This is a genomic window from Paraburkholderia aromaticivorans (assembly GCF_012689525.1).
Taxonomy (GTDB): Bacteria; Pseudomonadota; Gammaproteobacteria; order Burkholderiales; family Burkholderiaceae; genus Paraburkholderia; species Paraburkholderia aromaticivorans_A.
Window position 1 is genome coordinate 3,515,733 of sequence record NZ_CP051516.1, and the last position, 22,032, is coordinate 3,537,764.

Annotated in this window: 21 protein-coding genes and 1 other RNA gene; 7 read left to right on the top strand and 15 right to left on the bottom strand. The window is 62.1% G+C overall.

Translation table 11 applies throughout. From position 1 onward, the window contains the following. Window positions 1–68 precede the first annotated feature (68 nt). From lapB to gyrA, 13 genes are all read right to left on the bottom strand, one after another. On the bottom strand, window positions 69–1,244 hold the full coding sequence (gene lapB / locus HF916_RS44000; protein WP_168794882.1) for a lipopolysaccharide assembly protein LapB: 1,176 nt from the start codon (window positions 1,242–1,244) through the stop codon (window positions 69–71). A 68-nt stretch (window positions 1,245–1,312) separates the two neighbouring features. Then, entirely contained in the window at window positions 1,313–1,606 is a 294-nt protein-coding gene (locus HF916_RS44005; RefSeq protein WP_012433972.1) for a LapA family protein, read from the bottom strand. Beyond that, on the bottom strand, window positions 1,603–1,812 hold the full coding sequence (locus HF916_RS44010) for a hypothetical protein (RefSeq protein ID WP_168794883.1): 210 nt from the start codon (window positions 1,810–1,812) through the stop codon (window positions 1,603–1,605). The genes HF916_RS44005 and HF916_RS44010 overlap by 4 nt, the downstream gene beginning before the upstream one ends. Window positions 1,813–1,986: 174 nt before the next feature. Further along, window positions 1,987–2,310 carry an integration host factor subunit beta gene (locus HF916_RS44015; protein WP_012433973.1) on the bottom strand — a complete coding sequence of 108 codons (324 nt, stop codon included), beginning with the start codon at window positions 2,308–2,310 and terminating at the stop codon, window positions 1,987–1,989. Between the two features lie 21 nt (window positions 2,311–2,331). After that, complete coding sequence (gene rpsA / locus HF916_RS44020; RefSeq protein ID WP_168794884.1) at window positions 2,332–4,065, bottom strand: 30S ribosomal protein S1; 1,734 nt, start codon at window positions 4,063–4,065, stop codon at window positions 2,332–2,334. Between the two features lie 164 nt (window positions 4,066–4,229). Beyond that, window positions 4,230–4,916: a (d)CMP kinase gene (gene cmk / locus HF916_RS44025; protein WP_168794885.1), complete on the bottom strand. Its 687-nt coding sequence runs from the start codon at window positions 4,914–4,916 to the stop codon at window positions 4,230–4,232. A 35-nt stretch (window positions 4,917–4,951) separates the two neighbouring features. Continuing rightward, entirely contained in the window at window positions 4,952–6,256 is a 1,305-nt protein-coding gene (gene aroA / locus HF916_RS44030) for a 3-phosphoshikimate 1-carboxyvinyltransferase (RefSeq protein WP_168794886.1), read from the bottom strand. Window positions 6,257–6,275: 19 nt separating this feature from the next. Beyond that, the gene (locus HF916_RS44035) at window positions 6,276–7,217 is read right to left on the bottom strand and encodes a prephenate dehydrogenase (RefSeq protein WP_168794887.1); all 942 of its coding nucleotides are present in this window, start codon (window positions 7,215–7,217) and stop codon (window positions 6,276–6,278) included. A gap of 52 nt (window positions 7,218–7,269) precedes the next feature. After that, window positions 7,270–8,382, bottom strand: coding sequence for a histidinol-phosphate transaminase (gene hisC / locus HF916_RS44040; protein WP_168794888.1), 1,113 nt, complete (start codon window positions 8,380–8,382; stop codon window positions 7,270–7,272). 90 nt (window positions 8,383–8,472) lie between these two features. After that, the gene (pheA, locus tag HF916_RS44045; protein ID WP_168794889.1) at window positions 8,473–9,555 is read right to left on the bottom strand and encodes a prephenate dehydratase; all 1,083 of its coding nucleotides are present in this window, start codon (window positions 9,553–9,555) and stop codon (window positions 8,473–8,475) included. A gap of 64 nt (window positions 9,556–9,619) precedes the next feature. Then, window positions 9,620–10,702 carry a 3-phosphoserine/phosphohydroxythreonine transaminase gene (serC, locus tag HF916_RS44050; protein ID WP_168794890.1) on the bottom strand — a complete coding sequence of 361 codons (1,083 nt, stop codon included), beginning with the start codon at window positions 10,700–10,702 and terminating at the stop codon, window positions 9,620–9,622. Between the two features lie 311 nt (window positions 10,703–11,013). Further along, a complete protein-coding gene (locus tag HF916_RS44060; protein ID WP_168794892.1) occupies window positions 11,014–11,616 on the bottom strand; it encodes a DUF2059 domain-containing protein in 603 nt (200 codons plus the stop codon). Between the two features lie 123 nt (window positions 11,617–11,739). Further along, window positions 11,740–14,376 (bottom strand): DNA gyrase subunit A, encoded by a 2,637-nt coding sequence (gene gyrA / locus HF916_RS44065; RefSeq protein ID WP_168794893.1) that lies wholly within the window; start codon window positions 14,374–14,376, stop codon window positions 11,740–11,742. A 486-nt stretch (window positions 14,377–14,862) separates the two neighbouring features. Between gyrA and ompA the strand changes: the two genes are divergently transcribed. The 5 genes from ompA (at window position 14,863) to HF916_RS44090 (ending at window position 18,277) form a co-directional block, all read left to right on the top strand. Then, window positions 14,863–15,510: an outer membrane protein OmpA gene (gene ompA / locus HF916_RS44070; protein ID WP_028200089.1), complete on the top strand. Its 648-nt coding sequence runs from the start codon at window positions 14,863–14,865 to the stop codon at window positions 15,508–15,510. 193 nt (window positions 15,511–15,703) lie between these two features. Next, window positions 15,704–16,402, top strand: a complete 699-nt coding sequence (ubiG, locus tag HF916_RS44075) for a bifunctional 2-polyprenyl-6-hydroxyphenol methylase/3-demethylubiquinol 3-O-methyltransferase UbiG (RefSeq protein WP_168794894.1) — start codon at window positions 15,704–15,706, stop codon at window positions 16,400–16,402. A 31-nt stretch (window positions 16,403–16,433) separates the two neighbouring features. Continuing rightward, complete coding sequence (gph, locus tag HF916_RS44080) at window positions 16,434–17,147, top strand: phosphoglycolate phosphatase (RefSeq protein ID WP_168794895.1); 714 nt, start codon at window positions 16,434–16,436, stop codon at window positions 17,145–17,147. 127 nt (window positions 17,148–17,274) lie between these two features. Continuing rightward, window positions 17,275–17,644, top strand: a transfer-messenger RNA (tmRNA) gene (ssrA, locus tag HF916_RS44085). 273 nt (window positions 17,645–17,917) lie between these two features. Further along, window positions 17,918–18,277, top strand: a complete 360-nt coding sequence (locus HF916_RS44090; protein WP_168794896.1) for a COG4315 family predicted lipoprotein — start codon at window positions 17,918–17,920, stop codon at window positions 18,275–18,277. A 107-nt stretch (window positions 18,278–18,384) separates the two neighbouring features. Here the strand turns inward: HF916_RS44090 and HF916_RS44095 are convergent, their stop codons facing one another. Further along, entirely contained in the window at window positions 18,385–18,651 is a 267-nt protein-coding gene (locus HF916_RS44095) for a hypothetical protein (RefSeq protein WP_168794897.1), read from the bottom strand. Between the two features lie 108 nt (window positions 18,652–18,759). Then, window positions 18,760–19,839, bottom strand: coding sequence for a substrate-binding domain-containing protein (locus tag HF916_RS44100; protein WP_168794898.1), 1,080 nt, complete (start codon window positions 19,837–19,839; stop codon window positions 18,760–18,762). 134 nt (window positions 19,840–19,973) lie between these two features. Between HF916_RS44100 and HF916_RS44105 the strand changes: the two genes are divergently transcribed. Both HF916_RS44105 and HF916_RS44110 read left to right on the top strand, forming a co-directional pair. Continuing rightward, entirely contained in the window at window positions 19,974–20,459 is a 486-nt protein-coding gene (locus tag HF916_RS44105) for an NAD(P)H-dependent oxidoreductase subunit E (protein ID WP_168794899.1), read from the top strand. Next, window positions 20,456–22,018 (top strand): formate dehydrogenase beta subunit, encoded by a 1,563-nt coding sequence (locus HF916_RS44110; protein ID WP_168794900.1) that lies wholly within the window; start codon window positions 20,456–20,458, stop codon window positions 22,016–22,018. The genes HF916_RS44105 and HF916_RS44110 overlap by 4 nt, the downstream gene beginning before the upstream one ends. Window positions 22,019–22,032 lie beyond the last annotated feature (14 nt).

Genomic DNA, 22,032 nt, shown 5'->3' on the forward strand with positions numbered 1-22,032 from the left:
GGTCGCCATGCGCCGGGCGGCGGCGCGACCGCGACCGCGCGGCCGAAGCCAGTGTTGCCGCGCGAGCATCAGTTCGATGCGGTGATCGGCTCGACGCGACGCGGCGCATAGGTTTCCCAACCGCTGCAACCCGGGCATTGCCAATAGAAAAGCCGCGCCCTGAAACCGCAATTCTGGCACGTATACCGTGGCAGATTTTTGGTGCGCTGGCGGATCAGCGTGCGCATCAGTTCGAGTTCGCTGCGCCGCGGTTCTTCCGCGACGGCTTCTTGCGCTTCAAGCAGCCGCGTCATACCCGCCAGATTCGGCGACTTCTGCATTTGCGAGCGCGCCAGTGCATGGGCGGCGTCGGGTCCGCGCAGCGATGCGACGTGCTGATAGGCAACATCGAGCAGGTCGTTGGTCGGATAGCGGTCCACCCACGTGGTGAGCAGATCGGCGCCGTCTTGCGGGCGGCCGAGCGCCTCGTAGGCCTTCATCAGCTTTTCCGCGACCAGCGGCAAATAGGCCGGATTCTGCTCCTCCACGCGCCGCCATTGGGCGATGGCCGCTTCCGGCGCGCCGCCGGCGGCGTCGACGTCGCCGAACAGGATCGTGGCGCGCACGTTGGTCGGGTTCGCCTTCAGCGCGAAGCCGAGCTGGCGGCGGGCTTCGTCCGGCTTCTTCTGTTGTAAAGCTTCCTGGGCGAGTTCGCAGTGGAACTGTGCAATTTCCTTGTCGAGCGACTCCGCGCCCATCGTTTCCAGATGACGTGCCGTGTCGATCGACTTGACCCAGTCTTTCTCGATTTCGTAGATGGTGAGGAGCGCGCGCTGCGCGCCCAACGCGTAGTCGCCGGTTTCGAGCGAGCGGAACGTTTCTTCCGCGCGATCGAGCAGACCCGCTTTCAGGAAGTCTTGCCCCAACTCGTAGAGCGCGTGATCGCGCTCGCTGACCGGCAGGTCGGCGCGGCTCAACAGATTCTGATGCACGCGAATCGCGCGATCCGTTTCACCACGGCGCCGGAACAGATTGCCCAGCGCGAAGTGCAGCTCGACCGTTTCCGGATCGAGCTTGACCACTTCGATGAACGCGTCGATCGCCTGGTCCGGCTGCTCGTTGAGCAGGAAGTTCAGGCCGCGGAAATACGAGCGCGGCAGATTGGCGCTTTCGGACAGCAGCGTCTTGAGGTCGTAGCGCGCGGCCATCCAGCCGAACGCGAACGCGACGGGTATGACGAGCAGCCACCAGAAGTCTAGATCCATGCGATTAATGCAAATGTGCGGGAAAGCGAAAACGGAAAGCCGCGCTCAAGGCGCGCGACGGAAGGCATTCAGATCAGCGGCGGCATGGGCGGTTGTTCGACCACGACCGGGGTTTCGCGCGCCACCCGCAACTCGCGCTTGAGCCGGCCGTTTTCCATGCGCAAGCGCAGCATGGCCGGCATCGATGACACCAGCCCGGCCAACAGCCCCACCACGAAGAACGCGAGGCCGATCAGGATCAACGGCGCCGACCATGCGTAGCCGGCGAGGAAATTCAGCGTAGCAGGTTGTGTATTGGCGAGCGCCAGCACCAGCAGCAGCACGAACACCAGCACACGGATCAACCAGACGATAAATTTCATGAATAGGTCTCTTGACGGCAGTTGCGGGGTGACGCCGGCTTGATGACGCGTCGCGCCACGGTGTTGCCCGCGCCGAAGTGACCCGTATTGTAATTGAAGCCCTCGCGGCTGGGCAGGAACTGGCGGATTGGGGGCTTACGCGGTTTTATCTTGCCGCAGACGGATTCGCGGGCGGACGTGCCAGTTTGTCCGGGTTCGACGGCCATGCTTGCGGGCCGTGCTTGCGGGCCATGCGTCAAGCGGGACGGAACTTCGCGGCGCAAAGTGCCGAACGTATAAACGAAAAAAAAGCGCCCGAAGGCGCTTTTTCTGGTCTTTTGCCGACTGGCTTTGGCCGCTGACGCTACCAATGCCACGCTGCAAACAGCACAGCGAAGCATTTACAGGTCGTCATCCGGCTCTTCGGCCTTCAACGGCTCACCCGCGCGACGATCTACCCGCTCGCGCAATTCCTTGCCCGGCTTGAAGTGCGGTACGTACTTCTCAGGTACCAGCACCTTCTCGCCCGACTTCGGATTACGCCCGACGCGGGAGGGACGGCGGTTAAGGCCGAAGCTGCCGAAGCCGCGAATTTCGATGCGATGACCGTTGGCAAGTGCCTCCGACATCGCATCAAGCATCGTCTTCACCGCGAAATCCGCATCTTTAAGGACAAGTTGCGGAAATCGCGCAGCCAGCTGGGCGACCAATTCCGATTTGGTCATACTGCAGCAGACCTCTCAGGCTTACTGGTTCTGGCCGTCGAGCTTGGCCTTCAACAGCGCGCCGAGGTTCGTCGTGCCGGTGGCAGCCGAGCTCGAGTCCGACGAAGCCAGGCCGCGGATCGCTTCCTGTTGCTCAGCCGAATCCTTGGCCTTGATCGACAGGTTGATGCCACGCGACTTGCGATCGATGTTGATGATCATCGCGTTGACCTTGTCGCCGTCCTTCAGCACGTTGCGAGCATCTTCCACGCGGTCTTGCGACAGTTCCGAAGCGCGCAGGTAGCCTTCGACTTCCGTCGACAGCTGAACCACGGCACCCTTCGCGTCCACCGTCTTGACCACGCCGTCGACGATCGAACCCTTGTCGTTCATGGCAACGAAGTTGCTGAACGGGTCGCCTTCGAGCTGCTTGATACCCAGCGAAATGCGTTCCTTCTCGACGTCGATGCCGAGAACGATCGCTTCCACTTCGTCGCCCTTCTTGTACTTGCGAACTGCTTCTTCGCCCGTTTCGCTCCACGACAGGTCCGACAGGTGAACCAGACCGTCGATGCCGCCCGGCAGACCGATGAAGACGCCGAAGTCGGTGATCGACTTGATTGCGCCTTGCAGCTTGTCGCCCTTCTTGAAGTTGCGGCTGAAGTCATCCCACGGGTTCGGCTTGCATTGCTTCATGCCAAGGCTGATACGGCGGCGGTCTTCGTCGATTTCGAGAACCATGACTTCGACTTCGTCACCCAGTTGCACAACCTTCGACGGTGCAACGTTCTTGTTCGTCCAGTCCATTTCCGACACGTGAACCAGGCCTTCGATGCCCGATTCGACTTCGACGAATGCGCCGTAGTCGGTGATGTTGGTGACCTTACCGAACAGGCGCGTGCCCGACGGGTAACGGCGCGAGATGCCTTCCCACGGATCGTCGCCCAGTTGCTTGATGCCCAGCGAAACGCGGTTCTTCTCTTGATCGAACTTGAGGATCTTCGCGGTGACTTCCTGACCAACCGACAGCACTTCGCTCGGGTGACGCACACGACGCCATGCGATGTCGGTGATGTGCAGCAGGCCGTCGATACCGCCGAGGTCCACGAACGCGCCGTAATCCGTGATGTTCTTCACCACGCCTTCCACGATCGCGCCTTCCTTCAGCGTTTCGAGCAGCTTTGCGCGCTCTTCGCCTTGCGTGGCTTCGATCACGGCACGGCGCGACAGCACGACGTTGTTACGCTTGCGGTCGAGCTTGATGACGCGGAATTCCAGCGTCTTGCCTTCGTACGGGGTCGTGTCCTTGACCGGACGCGTGTCGACCAGCGAACCCGGCAGGAACGCGCGGATGCCGTTGACCATGACGGTCATGCCGCCCTTGACCTTGCCCGTGATCGTGCCGGTCACGAGTTCGTTGTTGTCGAGAGCCTTTTCCAGCGACAGCCACGAAGCCAGGCGCTTCGCCTTGTCGCGCGACAGGATCGTGTCGCCATAGCCGTTTTCCAGCGCGTCGATCGCGACGGAAACGAAGTCGCCCGCCTGCACTTCTACCTCGCCCGCGTCGTTCAGGAACTCTTCGAGCGGGATGTAGGCTTCGGACTTGAGACCAGCGTTGACGACCACGAAGTTGTGGTCAACACGCACGACTTCGGCGGAGATCACTTCGCCGGCGCGCATGTCTTGCTTGGTCAGCGACTCTTCGAACAGAGCCGCAAAAGATTCGGTATTCGGGGTAGAGGTTTGCAGGTCGGACATAAAAATCAAAATTTGCATGGTTCTCGCGGTGCCCGGCTGGCCGGACGGTCAGCAACTTCGGCTAGAGTGCGAATGCCACGCGGGGTTAAAGGGTTAAACACAACGCTCCACGACGATCGCGAAGCACCTACTGACAACGGACTTCTACTGCGCCCATACCTGACGCACAACTCGTACTTTCATCAGGCATGCGGGACTAAAGCTTCATACCACTGCACCACTTGCTCGACCGCCTGGTCGACCGACAATGCGGAGGTATCAAGCAGCTTTGCATCCGCTGCGGGCTTGAGTGGCGCGGCTGCACGCTGACTGTCACGTTCGTCGCGCTCACGCAAATCCCGGAGCAAGTCATCTATATTAGCAGAAAATCCTTTTTGGATCAATTGCTTATGCCGGCGCGCCGCGCGGGCCTCAACGCTGGCGGTCATGAACACCTTCAGCACGGCGTCCTGGAAGATCACCGTGCCCATGTCGCGGCCGTCGGCGACCAGCCCCGGTTCCTTACGGAAAGCCCGCTGGCGCGCCACCAGTGCGGTGCGCACCGGCGCATGCACGGCGATCGCCGAGGCGCGGCCGCCGACTTCCTCGGCGCGAATCTCCGCCGAGACGTCGACGCCGTCGAGCTGCGCCAGTCCTTCGCGAAACGTGATGTGCAGCTCGTCGATCAGTCTTGCAAGGGCGGGGGCGTCGTTGCCCGAAATGTTGTAGCGCAGGCTCGCAAGCGCGGCGAGACGGTACAGCGCGCCGCTATCCAACAAGTGGAAGCCGAGGCTCGCGGCCACCAGCGCGGCCACGGTGCCTTTGCCGGAGGCACTCGGGCCGTCGATCGTAATGACGGGCGTCTGGTGAAAGGGGCGGGTCGGTTTCATCGAAAAAGTCGCACGTCAGTCGATTCGGGGGCGAATCAGGGTTGAGCGAGCGCGGCGAAGCGCTCGAAATAATCGGGAAACGTCTTGCCGACGCACTTCGGGTCGTTGATCCGCACCGGCACGCCGCCGAGACTCACCAGCGAGAAGCACATGGCCATGCGGTGATCGTCGTAGGTGTCGATAGCGGCGTTCGGAGTCAGCTTTTCAGGCGGTTCGATGACGAGATAATCCTCGCCCTCCTGCACTTTGGCGCCGACCTTGCGAAGCTCCGTTGCCATCGCGGCGAGCCGGTCGGTTTCCTTCACACGCCAGCTCGCGATGTTGCGCAACGTGGTCGCGCCGTCCGCGAACAGCGCCGCGACGGCGATCGTCATCGCGGCATCGGGAATCAGGTTGCAGTCCATGTCGATCGGCTCGAGCTTGCCGCTGTCGTGGCCGACACCGCGCACTTCGATCCAGTCGTCGCCCATCTGCAGGTTCGCGCCCATCTTGATGAGCGCATCGGCAAAGCCGACGTCGCCCTGGATGCTGGCCCGGCCGACGCCCTCCACTTTCAGCGGCCCGCCGCCAAGCGCGCCGGCCGCGAGGAAATACGAAGCGGACGACGCATCGCCCTCCACCATGATCGTGCCCGGCGACTGATACCGCTGCCCCGCCGGCACGACGAACTGATGCCAGCCATGGCGTTCGACCTTGATGCCGAAGCGCTCCATCAGCTTGATGGTGATCTCGATGTACGGCTTCGAGATGAGCTCGCCGTCCACCTGCACGGTGCTAACGCCGCTCTCGGTGCGCAAAAGCGGCAGCGTCATGAGCAGCGAGGTCAGGAACTGGCTCGACACGTCGCCGCGCACGGTGATCGGCGCGTCGGCGTTGATTTGCCCCGGGCGGATTCGCAGCGGCGGATAGCCTTCGTTCTCTTCGTAATCGATCTTCGCGCCGAGCTGGCGCAGGCCGTCGACCAGATCGCCGATCGGCCGCTCGTGCATGCGCGGCACGCCATGGATGCGGTAGTCGCCGCCGTTGACCGCCAGCGCCGCCGTCAGCGGACGCACCGCCGTGCCGGCGTTGCCGAGAAACAGGTCGGCCGTGCGCGCCGTAAACGCGCCGCGCGTGCCGGTCACGACGCAGGTGTCGCCGTCGCGCTTCAGACGCACGCCGAGCTTTTCGAGCGCGTCGAGCATCACGCGGGTGTCGTCGGAGTCGAGCAGATTCGTGATCGTCGTTTCGCCTTCGGCGAGCGCGGCGAGCAGCAGCACCCGGTTCGAAATGCTCTTCGAGCCAGGCAGACGAACCGTGCCGGACGCGCGGGAAAACGGTCCGAGATCGAGGAATTCCATGATTGAGTCCAGTTTCCGGTTATTTCGACGCGTCGCTATTGGCGACGCCGGCCGCGCGCTGTTCCTGCCATTCGGTGCGCGCCACGCGCGAGCGCGCGAACACGGTTTCGAGGGCGGCGCCGTCGGCGGCTTCGATGGCGGCGCGCAGGCGCGCGAGCACGACCGTGTAGGCGTCGAGTTCATCGAGTAGCGCGACGCGATTGGCCACGCACACGTCACGCCACATTTCCGGGCTCGACGCGGCAATGCGCGTGAAGTCGCGAAAACCGCCCGCAGCGAACGAGAATTTCAGCGCGGCGTCGGGCGAATTGAGAATCTGCTCGACCAGCGCGAACGAGAGCACGTGCGGCAAATGGCTGACCGACGCGAGCACGCGGTCGTGCTGCTCGGGCGCCATGTTGCGCACGAGCGCGCCCGTGGCGCGCCACATCGCCGCGACGCGCTCCACGTCGGCGGGCGCGTTCTCAGGTAGCGGGCACAACACCACATTGCGGCCCACATACAGGTCGGGCAAGGCCGCTTCCACACCGCTTGCCTCGCGGCCGGCAATCGGATGCCCCGGCACGAACTGGCCGATGCGCGCGCCGAGCGCCGCGCGGGCAGCGGCGACCACGTCCGATTTGGTGCTGCCGGCGTCGGTGACGATCGTCGCGGCATCGAGAAACGGAGCGATGCGTTCGAGCAGCGGCTGCGTCTGCGCGACGGGCGCGGCCAGCAGCACGAAGTCGGCGCCGCTAAGCGCTTCAATGAGTGCAGCGTCGTCGTTCAGCGCCGCCGAACCGTCGATCACACCCAGCTCCAGAGCGCGCTCAGTCGATGCGGACGAACGCCCGACACCGATCATCTTGCGCGCACCCTCGGCCTCACCGCGCTCGCGCAACGCGCGCGCAAGCGATCCGCCGATCAGGCCGACACCGAAAATTACCAGCTTGTTAAATGAAAACGCGGCCACGTCGGTCACAGATAAAGCGCGCCTTTCATGCCGACGAGGCGCGCGGGTCAAGGGTTACCGCTTACGCGGTGGCGAGCGTCTTTTCGAGCGCCGCGATAAATGCTTCGTTTTCTTCCGGTAGGCCGATCGTGATGCGCAGCCACTGCGGCAAACCGTAGTTACCGACCGGACGGACGATCACGCCTTGCTTCAGCAATTCGAGGTTGACGCGATTGCCGGCCGCATCGTCGTTGCCGACACGCACCAGCACGAAGTTGCCATCCGACGGCACATACTCCAGGCCGAGCTTGTCGAACGCTTCAGTCAGACGGCGATAGCCCTGCGCGTTCAGCGCCGCGCTCTTTTCCAGAAACGCCTTGTCGTTCAGCGCGGCGATCGCCGCGGCTTGCGCGAGCGTGTTCACATTGAACGGCTGACGCACACGATTGAGCAAATCGGTCAGTTCAGGTTGTGCGATCGCGAAACCCACGCGCAAACCCGCGAGGCCGAAGGCCTTCGAGAACGTGCGCGACACCAGCAGATTCGGATAGCGGCGCACCCACGCGATCGAGTCGTAGCGCTTCTCTTCCGGCAGATATTCCGTGTACGCCTCGTCCAGCACGACGACCACGTTGCGCGGCACCTTGTCGAGAAACGCCTCGAGCTTCGGGCCTTCGATAAACGTGCCGGTCGGGTTGTTCGGATTGGCGACGAAAATCAGGCGCGTGTCGTCGGTGACGGCGGCGAGCATCGCGTCGAGATCGTGACCGTATTTGACAGCCGGCACGACAATCGCGCGCGCGCCCAAGCCTTGCGTGGCCAACGCGTAAACCGCGAACGAGTACTGTGCATAGACGATCGACTGACCCTTTTCCACAAACGCGTGCGCGGCGATTTCGAGGATGTCGTTGCTGCCGTTGCCGAGCGTGACCCAGTCGGCCGGCACGCCGTAGCGCTCGCTCAGCGCCGCCTTCAACTCGAACGCATTTGCGTCCGGGTAGCGGCCCAGTTCGCTCGCGGCCTGCGCCATGGCGCGCTGCGCCGACTCCGGCATGCCGAGCGGATTTTCGTTCGACGCGAGTTTCACGATGGTCGCTTCGTCCAGACCGAACTCGCGGGCCACTTCCGAAATCGGTTTGCCTGCGATGTAAGGCGCAATCGCGCGCACGTAGGAAGGACCGAAAGACGCTGTCATGAGAATCTCCGAACGACTATGAGTAATTGAATGCGCGGCGGCCGCCACGCGATGCTGCGGGCCGCCGCTTGAATGTCCGCTTGAATTTCATTAACGGGCGCGCGGATACGAGCCCAGAATCTTCAGGAACGCGGCCTTCTCGCCGAGTTCGGTGAGCGCGGCGGCGACCGCCGGATCGTCGCGATGCCCTTCGACGTCGATGTAGAAGTAGTACTCCCACGTGCCGACGCGCGCCGGGCGCGATTCGAAGCGGGTCATGGACACGCTGTGACGCGCCAGCGGCTCCAGCAGCTTGACCATCGCGCCCGGTTCGTTCACGACCGACACAATCAGCGACGTCTGGTCATAACCGCTCGGGCCGGCCGGCTGCTTGCCGATCATCACGAAGCGCGTGCGGTTGTGCGGATCGTCCTGAATCAGCGCATACGCCACTTGCAGGCCGTAATGGGTCGCGGCGCGATCGCCGGCGATCGCCGCCACGGTCGGATCCTCCGCTGCAATGCGTGCCGCTTCGGCATTGCTCGACACAGCCTGGCGCTCGAGATGCGGCGCGTTGGTCGACAGCCAGCGCTGGCATTGGGCGAGCGCCTGCGCATGCGCGCACACGCGCGTCACGCCAGTGAGGCCGCCGTTCAGCGTCAACAGATTGTGGTGGATTGGCAAAGCCAGTTCGCCGCCAATCGTGAGTTGCGTTTGCAACAGCAGATCGAGCGTGCGCGACACCGCGCCTTCGGTCGAATTCTCGACCGGCACGACGCCGAATTCCGCGGCGCCGGCTTCGACCGAGCGAAACACTTCGTCGATCGACGGACACGGCAGGCCTTCGATCGACTGACCGAAGTATTCGTGCATCGCCTGTTCGCTGTAGGTGCCGACCGGGCCGAGGTATGCAGCCTTGATGGTCTTCTCGAGCGCGCGGCTCGCGGCCATGATCTCGCGCCAGATCGCGCTGATATGCTCACCCGCGAGCGGCCCTTCGCTCATGTCCTGCAGGCGCGCGATCACCTGCTGTTCACGCTCGGGCCGGAACACCGGCGCGTTGAAATGCTTCTTGACTTCGCCCACTTCGAGCGCCACGGCGGCGCGCTGATTGAGAAGCGCGATCAACTGCGCGTCGAGCGCGTCGATGCGTTCGCGAAGTGGTTTGAGTCGGGTATTGAGTTCGTCGTCCATGCGTGAAAACGGCCCTGCCGGGTAACTGCTGGAAAGGATGCGCGCGCCTGCTAGCCAGTGTGGCTCAGGCGCTGCGCTGTTCGAATTCCTTCATGTATTCGACAAGCGCTTTGACGCCCTCGAGCGGGACGGCGTTATAAATCGACGCCCGCATGCCGCCGACGGACTTGTGGCCCTTTAGCTGCACCATTCCCCGCGCTTTCGCGCCGGCCAGGAAATCTTCGTTGCGCGACTCGTCGGCGAGGAAAAACGGTACGTTCATCCGCGAGCGCGAGCCACGTTCGACCTTGTTCAGATAGAAGCGGCTCGAGTCGATCGCGTCGTACAGCAGTTTCGACTTCTCGAGATTACGCGCTTCCATCGCGGCAAGGCCGCCCTGCTTCTTCAACCACTTGAACACCAGCCCGGCGATGTAGATTGCGTACGTGGGCGGCGTGTTGTACATCGAATTGTTTTCGGCGACGGTCTTCCATTCGAACGCCGACGGGCAGATCGATTGCGCACGATCCAGCATGTCTTCGCGCACGATCACCACCGTCACGCCGGCCATGCCGATGTTCTTCTGCGCGCCGCCGAACAGCACGCCGTATTTGGCGATGTCCATGGGACGCGACAGGATATGCGACGAGGCGTCGGCCACGAGCGGAATATCGCTGAGATCGGGAATCTCGAACGTCTCGACGCCGTGGATCGTCTCGTTCGTGCACAGATGCACGTAAGCCGGGTCGTCCGACAGTTGCCATTCCGAGCGCGCGGGCGCGCGCGTGAAACCGTCGGCCGTCTGACCGCTCGCCGCCAGATGTACGGTGCCGTACTTCTGCGCTTCCTTGAATGACTTCTGCGACCAGGAACCCGTCACGATGAAATCCGCGCGCGGCTTCGCGCCCATCAGATTCATCGGCACGATTGCGTTCTCGCCGAGACCACCGCCTTGCAGGAACAGAATGCGATGGCTCGCAGGCACCTCGAGCAGGTCGCGCAAATCGACGAGCGCTTCCTCGTGGATCGACATGAACTCTTTCCCGCGATGGCTCATTTCCATCACGCTCATGCCGCTGCCTTGCCAATCGAGCATTTCGTCGGCGGCTTGACTCAGCACTTCTTCGGGCATGGCCGCGGGGCCGGCGGAGAAATTAAAGACGCGCATCGTGAGATCCTGGAAGCAGGCGCAAAAAAAGGAAAAACGCGCAAAGATCGGCGAAGTTGGCAGCCGGGCAAACAACCACCGTGAAGCTGACAACGCAATTTTTGCCGGCGCGATTTTCTGACGCGGATTTCGGACCATTTCGCGCCGAAAAAGAAAATGGCCGTCTGCGCGTGTGCGCAAACGGCCATTATCGCATTGTCACCGCCAAGCCGCCAAACCCAGCGCGCCATCGAGCCTACGAGGCGGACCTGCCAGGCGGCGGCTAGCGCGATGTCAGCGCAGCCTTTCGACCTTTTGCTTGTTGACTAAGATTACTTAGCCGGCTTGACCGAAGCGACTTCCTTGTCGGCCTGGTCACGCGTTGCCTTGATCGATTGCGGCATGTACTTTTGCATCAAGCCGTTCACGACGTCGCGGCCAACCTGGTCTTGCACCTGGATGAACTTGCGGCCGGTCGGGCTCTTGTAGAACGCCGTCAGATCCTTGATTTCCGACGTGCTGTAGTACTTCGCGTACGCGTCGTACTGAGCTTGCATGGCGTCCTGACGGAAATTGTCCGTGGCGAACACCTGGCCTGCGCCGTCAACCAGCTTCGGCACTGCGTTCTTTTGCAGCGTCGGGACGGAAGCCTGCTTCTGCTTGTCCGTCATCGTCTTGTTTTCGCTCAGCGCGTCCGACAGGATGGCCGGAACCAGCTGCTTGGCTTGCATCTGGGCGCTGTTGCCGATCGCGCCGACGAGCTTCTGCGCGTCGATTGCGTCCAACAGGTCCTTGATTGCAGCCTGCTTGGCCGGATCAACCGGTGCTGCGGCAGCAGCCGGAGCCGCCGGAGCCGGGCTCTGAAGCGCTTGAGCCATGGCAAAGGTCGGCACGAGGGCAGCCAGCAACATCAGTTGTTTGAATCGTTTTTGCATCATTACTCCCTAATAGAAATGAACTTGAGCAGCAAGCCGCGCGGGACACGTATCAGCCCGACACGCCATTATTCCCGGCGCAGCTTTCAACTAATCACTGAGACTGTAAGACGCTGACGCGAATCAGGCCGCACCGCCTTCTTCGCCACCGTTGTCACCTTCTGCGGGACCTTCGGCGTCGCCTTCGGCATCACCCTCTGCCTCCGCCTCAGCGACCTGTTGCAGACCTGAAAGCTTGGTCCCTTCGTCAAGGCTGATGAGTGTAACACCTTGGGTTGCGCGTCCCATTTCTCGAATTTCCGAGACCCGCGTACGGATCAGCACGCCAGTATTGGTGATCAACATGATCTGCGCTTCCTGATCCACCAGCGTGGCGGCGACGACCTTGCCATTACGCTCCGACGTCTGGATCGCGATCATGCCTTTCGTGCCACGGCCATGACGCGTGTATTCGACGATAGGCGTGCGCTTGCCGAAACCGTTTTCCGTTGCGGTCAGCACCGACTCCTGCTCGTCGCCGGCCACCAGCAACGCGATCACGTTCTGGCCGTCTTCGAGTTGCATGCCACGCACGCCGCGCGCTTCGCGGCCCATCGGACGCACGTCGTTCTCGTCGAAGCGAACCGCTTTGCCCGAATCCGAGAACAGCATCACGTCGTGCTGACCGTCTGTAATGGCGGCGCCGATCAGGTAATCGCCGTCATCCAGACCGACCGCAATAATACCCTTGCGCAATACGCGGCCAAAGGCTTCCAGCGGCGTCTTTTTTACGGTTCCTAACGCGGTGGCCATGAAGACGAATTTGTCAGCCGAAAATTCCTTGACCGGCAGGACAACCGTAATCTTTTCGCCGTCCTGAAGCGGGAAGATATTGATGATCGGACGGCCGCGCGAGTTCCGCGAACCTTGCGGCACTTCATAGACCTTCACGCTATAGACACGACCGCGATTCGAGAAGCACAGAATGTGATCGTGCGTGTTCGCGATGAACAGCGTGTCGATCCAGTCGTCTTCTTTCATCGCCGTGGCCTGTTTGCCGCGACCACCCCGCTTCTGCGCGCTGTATTCCGACAGCGGCTGCGACTTCACGTAGCCGGCGTGCGACATGGTCACGACCATCTCTTGCGGCGTGATCAGATCTTCGGTGTTCAGTTCGGTGGCGTTCAGCTCGATCTTCGAGCGGCGCGCGTCGCCGAATTCGGCTTTGATCGACGTGAGTTCGTCGACGATGATCGCCGTAATGCGTTCCGGGCGAGCCAGAATGTCCAGCAGGTCGGCGATTTGCGCCATGACTTCGCGGTACTCGCCGATGATCTTGTCCTGCTCCAGGCCGGTCAGGCGCTGCAGACGCATCTGCAGAATTTCCTGAGCCTGGGTGTCGGACAGACGGTAGAGGCCGTCGGACTGCATACCGAACGACGGATTCAATCCGTCAGGACGATAGGCTTCGCGACCGCCCGCCGTCGCGTTTTCCGTTTCGGCGCGCGACAACATCTCGCGCACCAGCGACGAATCCCACGGACGCGCCATCAATTCCTGCTTGGCGATCGGCGGAGTCGGCGCGGCTTTGATGATCGCGATGAACTCGTCGATGTTGGCGAGCGCAACCGCCAGACCTTCGAGCACGTGGCCGCGTTCGCGCGCCTTGCGCAGTTCGTATACCGTGCGCCGCGTCAACACTTCCCGGCGATGCGACAGGAAGCACGACAGCATTTCCTTCAGGTTCAGCAGCTTCGGCTGGCCGTCGACCAGCGCGACCATGTTCATGCCGAACGTGTCCTGGAGCTGGGTCGCCTTGTACAGATTGTTCAGAACGACTTCCGGCACTTCGCCGCGCTTCAGCTCGATCACGACGCGCATGCCGCTCTTGTCGGACTCGTCGCGGATGTCGGAAATGCCTTCGAGCTTTTTCTCGTTGACCAACTCGGCGATACGCTCCAGAAGTGAGCGCTTGTTCACCTGGTACGGCAATTCGTCGACGATGATCGACATGCGCTGGCCGCGATCGATTTCCTCGAAGTGCGTGAGCGCGCGCATCAGCACGCGGCCGCGGCCGGTGCGATAGCCGTCGCGCACGCCAGCCACGCCGTAGATGATGCCGGCGGTCGGGAAGTCGGGCGCCGGAATGATCTCGATCAGTTCGTCGATCGTGGCTTCGGGGTTCTTGAGCAAATGCTGGCAAGCGTCGACAACCTCGTTGAGGTTGTGCGGCGGGATGTTGGTCGCCATGCCGACCGCGATGCCGGACGAGCCATTGATCAGCAGATTGGGAATGCGCGCCGGCAGGATGGCCGGTTCGTTTTCGCTGCCGTCGTAGTTCGGCGTGAAGTCGACCGTTTCCTTGTCGATGTCGGCCAGCAGTTCGTGGCCGATCTTCGCCATGCGGATTTCGGTGTACCGCATGGCTGCGGCATTATCGCCGTCGACCGAGCCAAAATTGCCCTGACCGTCCACCAGCATATAGCGCAGCGAGAAGTTCTGCGCCATCCGGACGATGGTGTCGTAAACAGCCGTGTCGCCGTGCGGGTGATATTTACCGATGACGTCGCCGACAATACGCGCCGACTTCTTGTACGCCCGATTCCAGTCGTTGTTCAGTTCGTGCATCGCGTACAGCACGCGCCGGTGCACCGGCTTCAGGCCATCGCGGACATCGGGAAGCGCACGCCCCACGATCACGCTCATCGCGTAATCGAGATACGAACGGCGCATTTCCTCCTCTAGGGAGATTGGCAGAGTCTCTTTGGCGAATTGATCCATTATCCGTATCTTTTACGTGCCAAGACGACGGCTTAATTTCAATTCGCCGCGCCTTCGCGTAAGCATTGCAGGCGCAACGCATCACGCGATTCTAACATGCCGCGAATCCGCTCCCGACGAAGGTACGTATACCTATTAGTGGGACGCGCACGAAGCGTTTCCCGACGCTTATTTTTTAGACCGGTCAGGCTCGATTCGTGCGTGGGGCAATTCGCCGCTCAGCCATGACTGGCGGAGCCTCCAGGGAATTGCTTTTGTTGCGCATGCACCACAATTGGAGGGTGATTCGATCGGGGGCGGATTTTTTTATCGTTGGAAGGGAACGATATGGCAAAATGCCAACGCACAAAGAGTTAGACACTGCTCGAAGTCTACACAGCACGTTTTTTGTTCTACACCGATGTTATACTTCGAGCAATGTATGACTTGTCTTCGTCAACAGGCTCGCAGTAAACCTGCGGTAATCTCAATTTCGAGAGGAGAAATATGAATAAACTTTCAAAGCTCGCGTTCATTGCAGCTACCGCGGTTATGGCTGCATCCGCCATGGCACAGTCGGTGCCGGCGTCGCGACAAGCTACGAACGACAACTGGGTGAATGGTACCGGCGAATACGTGTGGATGAACGGCACGAACGAGCTGTGCTGGCGCGATGCATTCTGGACGCCGGCAACGGCCAACGCAAAGTGCGATGGCGCGCTGGTTGCCCAGGCTCCGACTCCGCCGGCTCCGGTCGCACCTGCACCGGCTATTACTAGCCAGAAGATTACGTATCAAGCTGACGCACTGTTTGACTTTGACAAGGCAATCCTGAAGCCGGCTGGCAAGGAAAAGCTGGACGATCTGGCATCGAAGATCGGCGCGCTGAACCTCGAAGTCGTCGTCGCAACGGGTTACACGGACCGTATCGGTTCGGACAAGTACAACGACCGTCTGTCGCTGCGCCGTGCTCAAGCTGTGAAGGCATACCTGGTCAGCAAGGGCATCGAATCCAACCGTATCTATACGGAAGGCAAGGGCAAGCGCAACCCGGTCACGACCGGTTGCAACCAGAAGAACCACAAGCAACTCATCGCCTGCCTCGCACCGGATCGTCGCGTGGAAGTCGAAGTTGTCGGTACTTCGAAGCAGTAAGCTACAAATTACCGCAGTATCAAAGCCCCGCTTCGGCGGGGCTTTTTTTATGTCCGGCCACGTACGCGGCGCCGCATTGGGAACCGGGCCGGACCTCGAGCGGGTGGCATTTTGCCGCTCCGTCCCTCGACCTATATACTCAGGGTTTATCCTCGAGCGCCCGCTCACCGCTCTCTTCGAGGCAGCTTCCGCCATGACCAACGCCGATCCCCACGAACTGCAGAAATTTAGCGATCTTGCGCATCGTTGGTGGGACCCGAATGCCGAATTCAAGCCGTTGCACGAACTCAATCCGATTCGCCTGAGCTGGATCGACACGCACGCGCATCTCGCGGGCAAGACCGTGCTGGATATCGGCTGCGGCGGCGGCATTCTGTCCGAGTCGATGGCCGGCTTGGGTGCGCACGTGAAGGGCATCGACCTGTCGACCCAAGCTTTGGGCGTGGCCGATCTTCACAGCCTTGAAAGTGGTGTAACCGTCGACTACGAAGAGATCGCCGCCGAGGCGCTCGCCGCCCGCGAGCCGGGCACGTACGACGTCGTGACCTGCATGGAAATGCTGGAGCACGTGCCTCGGCCAGCCGCCATCGTCGAGGCGTGCAAGACGCTGGTGAAACCCGGCGGCTGGGTGTTCTTTTCCACCCTGAACCGCAACGTGAAGTCGTACCTGTTCGCCGTGATCGGCGCCGAATACATCGCGCGAATGCTGCCCAAGGGCACGCACGACTACGCGCGCTTCATTCGCCCGTCGGAACTGGCGAGCTTCGTGCGCGCCGCCGACCTGCGCACGGCCGATATCAAAGGCATCGTGTATAACCCGCTCAGCAAGCATTTCACGCTGTCCGCCGACACGAGCGTGAACTACATGCTCGCCTGCCGTCGCGACGTTTGATCCGCCCCGACCTGCCGGACCTATCGAATCAATGAGCGATCCCACGTCCCTGCCCCAACGCGAAGACAACGAAGATGCACTCGGTCTTTGCCATGCCGTCCTGTTCGACCTCGACGGCACGCTAGCCGACACGGCGCCCGACCTCGCGGCGGCCGTCAACAAGATGCGCCACGATCGCGGGCTCGAGATGGTGCCGCTCGAAGATCTGCGCCCGCTTGCGTCCGCCGGCGCGCGCGGGCTGATCGGCGGCGCGTTCGGGATCGGCCCCGATAGTCACGAGTTCGCGTCGATGCGCGAGGAGTTCCTCGCCAACTACGAAGCGGACCTGTGCATCGAGACCACGCTGTTTCAAGGCATTCCTGAGATGCTCGACGAACTGGACGCACGCGGTGTGCGCTGGGGCATCGTCACGAACAAGGTTGCACGGCTCACCGAGCCGCTGATCGCACAACTCGGCCTCGAAGAGCGCGCGGGTTGTGTCGTGAGCGGCGACACCACGCCGCATTCGAAACCGCACCCGGCGCCGTTGCTGCATGCAGCGCGCGAGTTGGACGTCGTGCCGGAGCGCATCGTCTACGTTGGCGATGATCTGCGCGACGTGCAGGCCGGTTTCGCCGCCGGCATGAAAACGGTCGCAGCGGCATACGGCTACTGCGGCAACGATATCCCGCCAACGCAATGGCACGCGCAACACGTCGTCCAATCGCCGGCTGAATTGCAGAGGCTGCTGCGCGACATCGGCTGAAGCACCGACGCGGGCGGCGCAAAGCAAAAGCCGACGCTTTGCCGCGCCGCCTCACCAATGAGTCGGGACGTGACCGTCAATCTATTGTAAAATCTATGATGGCTCAGAAGCTTGAGCAACGAACCGCGGGGGCGACCTGGTTTCGACAGGGGTTGCGAAGCGGCTAGGGCATGTCGAGGCCCCGTCACCTCGTAAATCAGCGGGAAAAACGTAACTGCAAACGACGAAACGTTCGCACTGGCAGCCTAAGGGCCGCCGTCCTCTGCCTAGTTCACTGACGGGCTAGAGTCGCAAGACCGGTAGCAATACCGACAGAGGTCATATACGTCAGTTAAGCCTTGGTGGTGTCACGACATCCGGGTCGAAAATCTAGTGAATCGCCGTAGTGCAGCGTGTTCGTCCGCGTCACTATGGTTAAATCAAATGACAGAACTACACATGTAGAACTAGTCGTAGAGTGCTTCTGGACGCGGGTTCGATTCCCGCCGCCTCCACCAGAACACGTTTCAGGCTGCACCTCAAGTCTCACCGAAAACCCGTAAGCGGCCTGCTGCTTACGGGTTTTTCTTATTCCTCGCGTCCTTCCCGTTGCACTCTTTCCCGCACTATCCTCTTCTTATCTCATCCCTGCGCTGTCTTCTGACGGACCCTGTTCCGATCCTCTCGCGAAGAAGCGACTGGAATAAACCATTCCGCTCAGTCGTTTGATCCTCACGCGCGCGCACGCCGTGCCTCGCGTGAGACCAACACCAAAATCAGGAGCCCACATCATGCGCAAGACTCTCTTCTGCCTCGCCCTCCTCGCACTGCAACAAAGCGCTTTCGCCGAAGCGCCGAAAATCGTCGACGGGCGCTTTGTCAACGCAGACGGCATGACGCTCTACACCTTCGACAAGGACACCACGCCCGGCGCAAGCGCCTGCACCGGCGGCTGCATGAACTACTGGCCCGCAGCCACCGCTAGCGCGTCGGACAAACCGTCCGGCGACTGGACCGTGATCACTGGCGCAGACGGCAAGCCGCAATGGGCGTACAAAGGCCATCCGCTCTATCGCTACGCGGCGGACAAGCAGGCGGGAGACATGAAGGGAGAAGGCTTCAAAGACATGTGGCACACGGCAAAGCCTTAAGCGCGCGCCGCGAGGCAACAACAACCACACCAGACCGAACCTGAGAGCCAAACGGAAGACGCCGGCAGAACGCCGGCGTCGCACCAACAACAGACGCGCGCGTCCGCTTATTCGTCTTTAGGGCACTGCAGATTACAGCCGTTCGGATCGCCCAGATCGCCTCGCTTGCGCATGGCCGATTTCTTGTTGGACTGGTATTTGTTCGAGGGTGCCGACGCCGCAAACGGCATTTGCGGATGCTCGGCGAGACGGAACTGATCTTGCAGAATGCCGCCCGGAACACCCGGCGAATTTTGCGCGAAAGCAACTGACGCGGTCGCGAGGAGCACACCAGCCGTCGCAACGGCAGCACATGCGTGAAGAATGACTTTCATATCGATCAGCGCGACGTAGCGCGCGGTTAAGGCGGAAGCGGAAGCTTAGAGAGTATCCCAAACGGACGCCACACGCAGCGCCAAACACAGCCTGATGTTTACGGCCGCTTACGCCACCGCTTCGCCCAAGCCCTCTTCGAGATCGACCACCCTGCCGCAGTCATGCGGGTCATAGCCTTCGAGCTGATCGACGCTGCGACGAAACGCGCTGCCGCGCAGCAAATCGAGCACCGTCGCCAGCGGCATACGTTCGAGACGCGCGCGGTCGCAGGCGAAATAATAGTCTTCGTCGACGACGGGAATGAAGTCGAGACCGAAGTGGTGCGCCGCGGGCTCCACGCCGAAACCCACATCCGCCATGCCGCTCGCGACGAACGCCGCAATCGCCGAATGCGTGAGTTCGGCCGACGCATAACCATTGACCCGATCCGGATCGACTCCGACTTTCCGTAGCGCGAGATCGAGCAACATGCGCGTGCCGGAGCCGGGCTGTCGATTGACGAAACGGATGTCGTCGCGCGCGAGATCACCCAGGCCGGCGATCCCCTTGGGATTGCCCTTGCCGAGAAAGAGTCCTTGCTTGCGTCGCGTGAGATGCACGAGCACGTGACGCTGCGGATCGAGCCAGCGCCGATACGCATTGGCGCATGCTGCACGAAACTCGCCAAGCGGCAAATGGAAGCCGGCCAGATCGCATTCGCCGCGCGCAAGCGCGCTGACGGCGTCCGCGCTGTCGCGATACTTGATGTCGACCGGTAGATTGTTGGCGACCAGCGCCGTCACGAGCGCGGCCACGGCATAACCGTGCGACGCGAAGATGCGCACGTCGTCGGCGGGCGGCGCGAGCCAGCGGTTCAGATCGCTCGCCACTTCGCTGGCGAGCGCCTGCATGTTGCCGTCGAGCCGCTCGCCGCACAGACGCTGCGCACGCAACACCGCTTGCCCGAGTTCGGAGAGCACCGAGCCGCGGCCACGCTCCTTCGCGATCAGCGGACCGCCCAAACGCTCTTCGATACTGCGCAGCAAACCCCACGCGTGACGGTAGGACAAACCCTTAAGCGTCGCGGCCTGCGCGATGCTGCCGGATTCATCCACCAGCGCAAGCAGCGGCACCACGTCCGACAGGCTTGCCTCCCGACCGTCCAAGCCCTTCACCACCAATTGCGCCTGACACTCGATTCTGATCATATATGTTGTACTATTTCCTATTGCATCGGCCGAAATGCCCGCCTATTGTTCGGCTATCCCATATCGAATAAACGAAGCATAAGTGCACGCATTATGAATAACAAGTGCATATATGACTCTGGAGGAGCCCCCACTTGGACGATTCCATCGCCATCGCGCCGGATCAACTCGTTGAGCGTCACGCGCAGCCGGGCGTGTCGTTGCTAGCGGTTTTGCACGCGATTCAGGACGAAGTCGGTTACGTGCCACCCGCCGCGGTCGCGCCGCTGGCGCGCGCCATGAACCTGTCGCGCGCGGAAGTGCACGGCGTCATCACTTACTACCATCATTTCCGCACGCAACCGGCCGCGCCCGTCACGGTGCAACTGTGCCGCGCGGAAGCCTGCCGCAGCATGGGCACCGAAGCACTCGCGCAACATATCGAGGCGCACACGGGTTGCCGCTTCGACGCCGAACATCAGCACGGCGCGACGGTGGAACTGGAATCGGTGTATTGCCTCGGCCAATGCGCGCTGTCGCCGGCGCTGATGCTCAACGGCACCTTGCACGCCAAAGTCACGCCGCAAAAGTTCGACGCGATCTTCGCGGCCGCCAGCAAGTGCGTGGAGGTGACGGCATGACGCGCATCTACGTTCCCCGCGATTCGTCGGCATTGGCGCTGGGCGCTGACGCGCTCGCTCAGGCGATCGAAACAGAAGCCGCCCGCCGCGGCGTTGAAGTCGAACTGGTTCGCAACGGTTCGCGCGGTCTGCTGTGGCTCGAACCGCTCGTCGAAGTGCAAACGCCTGAAGGCCGCATCGGTTACGCGAATGTCGAAGCCGGCGAGGTCGCCGCGCTGTTCGACGCGGGCTTCCTTGTAGGCGGCGCGCACGTAAACCGTGTCGGCGTGGTCGACGACATTCCGTATCTGAAGAAGCAGCAACGCCTGACCTTCGCGCGCATCGGCATCACGGATCCCCTTTCCATCGACGACTACGTCGCCCACGGCGGCCTCGAAGGCTTGCGCAAAGCTCTGCAAACCGACGGCGACGCCGCCTGCGAAGCCCTGATCGAATCCGGCCTGCGCGGCCGGGGCGGCGCGGCCTTTCCCGCCGGCATCAAATGGCGCACGGTGCGCGGCGCCAAGGCGGCGCAGAAGTACATCGTCTGCAATGCGGACGAAGGCGATTCCGGCACCTTCTCTGATCGTCTCGTGATGGAAAGCGATCCTTACGTGCTGATCGAAGGGATGATCATCGCGGGTGTCGTGACCGGCGCGACAGTCGGCCATATCTACGTGCGCAGCGAGTATCCGCATTCGATCGCCACGCTCGAAGCCGCCATCGCGAAAGCACGCGCCGCCGGCTGGCTCGGCGACAGCGTGCTCTCGACAACGCATCGCTTCGAACTGTTCGTTGCGAAAGGCGCCGGCGCCTATGTGTGCGGCGAAGAAACCGCGCTGCTCGAATCGCTCGAAGGCAAGCGCGGCATCGTGCGCGCGAAGCCGCCGGTGCCGGCGCTCGTCGGCCTGTACGGCCAGCCGACCGTGATCAACAACGTCATCACGCTCGCCACGGTGCCGATCATCTTCGCGCGCGGCGCGGCGTTCTACAAAGACTTCGGCATGGGCCGTTCGCGCGGCACGCTGCCGTTCCAACTCGCGGGCAACGTGAAGCAAGGCGGTCTGGTCGAACTCGCGTTCGGCGTGACGCTGCGCGAATTGCTCTACGACTATGGCGGCGGCACGGCGAGCGGCCGGCCCGCGCGCGCGGTGCAAGTGGGCGGCCCGCTCGGCACGTATCTGCCCGAAAGCCAATGGGACATTCCCATGGACTACGAGGCGTACGCGGCAGTCGGCGCGGTGGTGGGCCACGGCGGCCTCGTCGTGCATGACGACACCTCGAATCTCGCCGAACTCGCGCAGTACGCCATGCACTTTTGCGCGCTCGAATCGTGCGGCAAATGCACGCCATGCCGGATCGGCTCGACGCGTGGCGTCGAAGTGATCGGCCGGATTCGCAACGGCGATACGTCCACACGCCAGGTGCAGTTGCTGCGCGATCTGTGTGACACCATGGTGTCCGGTTCGCTCTGCGCGATGGGCGGCATGACGCCGTTCCCGGTGCTGTCCGCGCTCGATCATTTTCCCGAAGACTTCGGTCTCGCCAACGTGTCTCATCACGCGCCGAAAGCGGCCTGACCCAGGAGCCCACC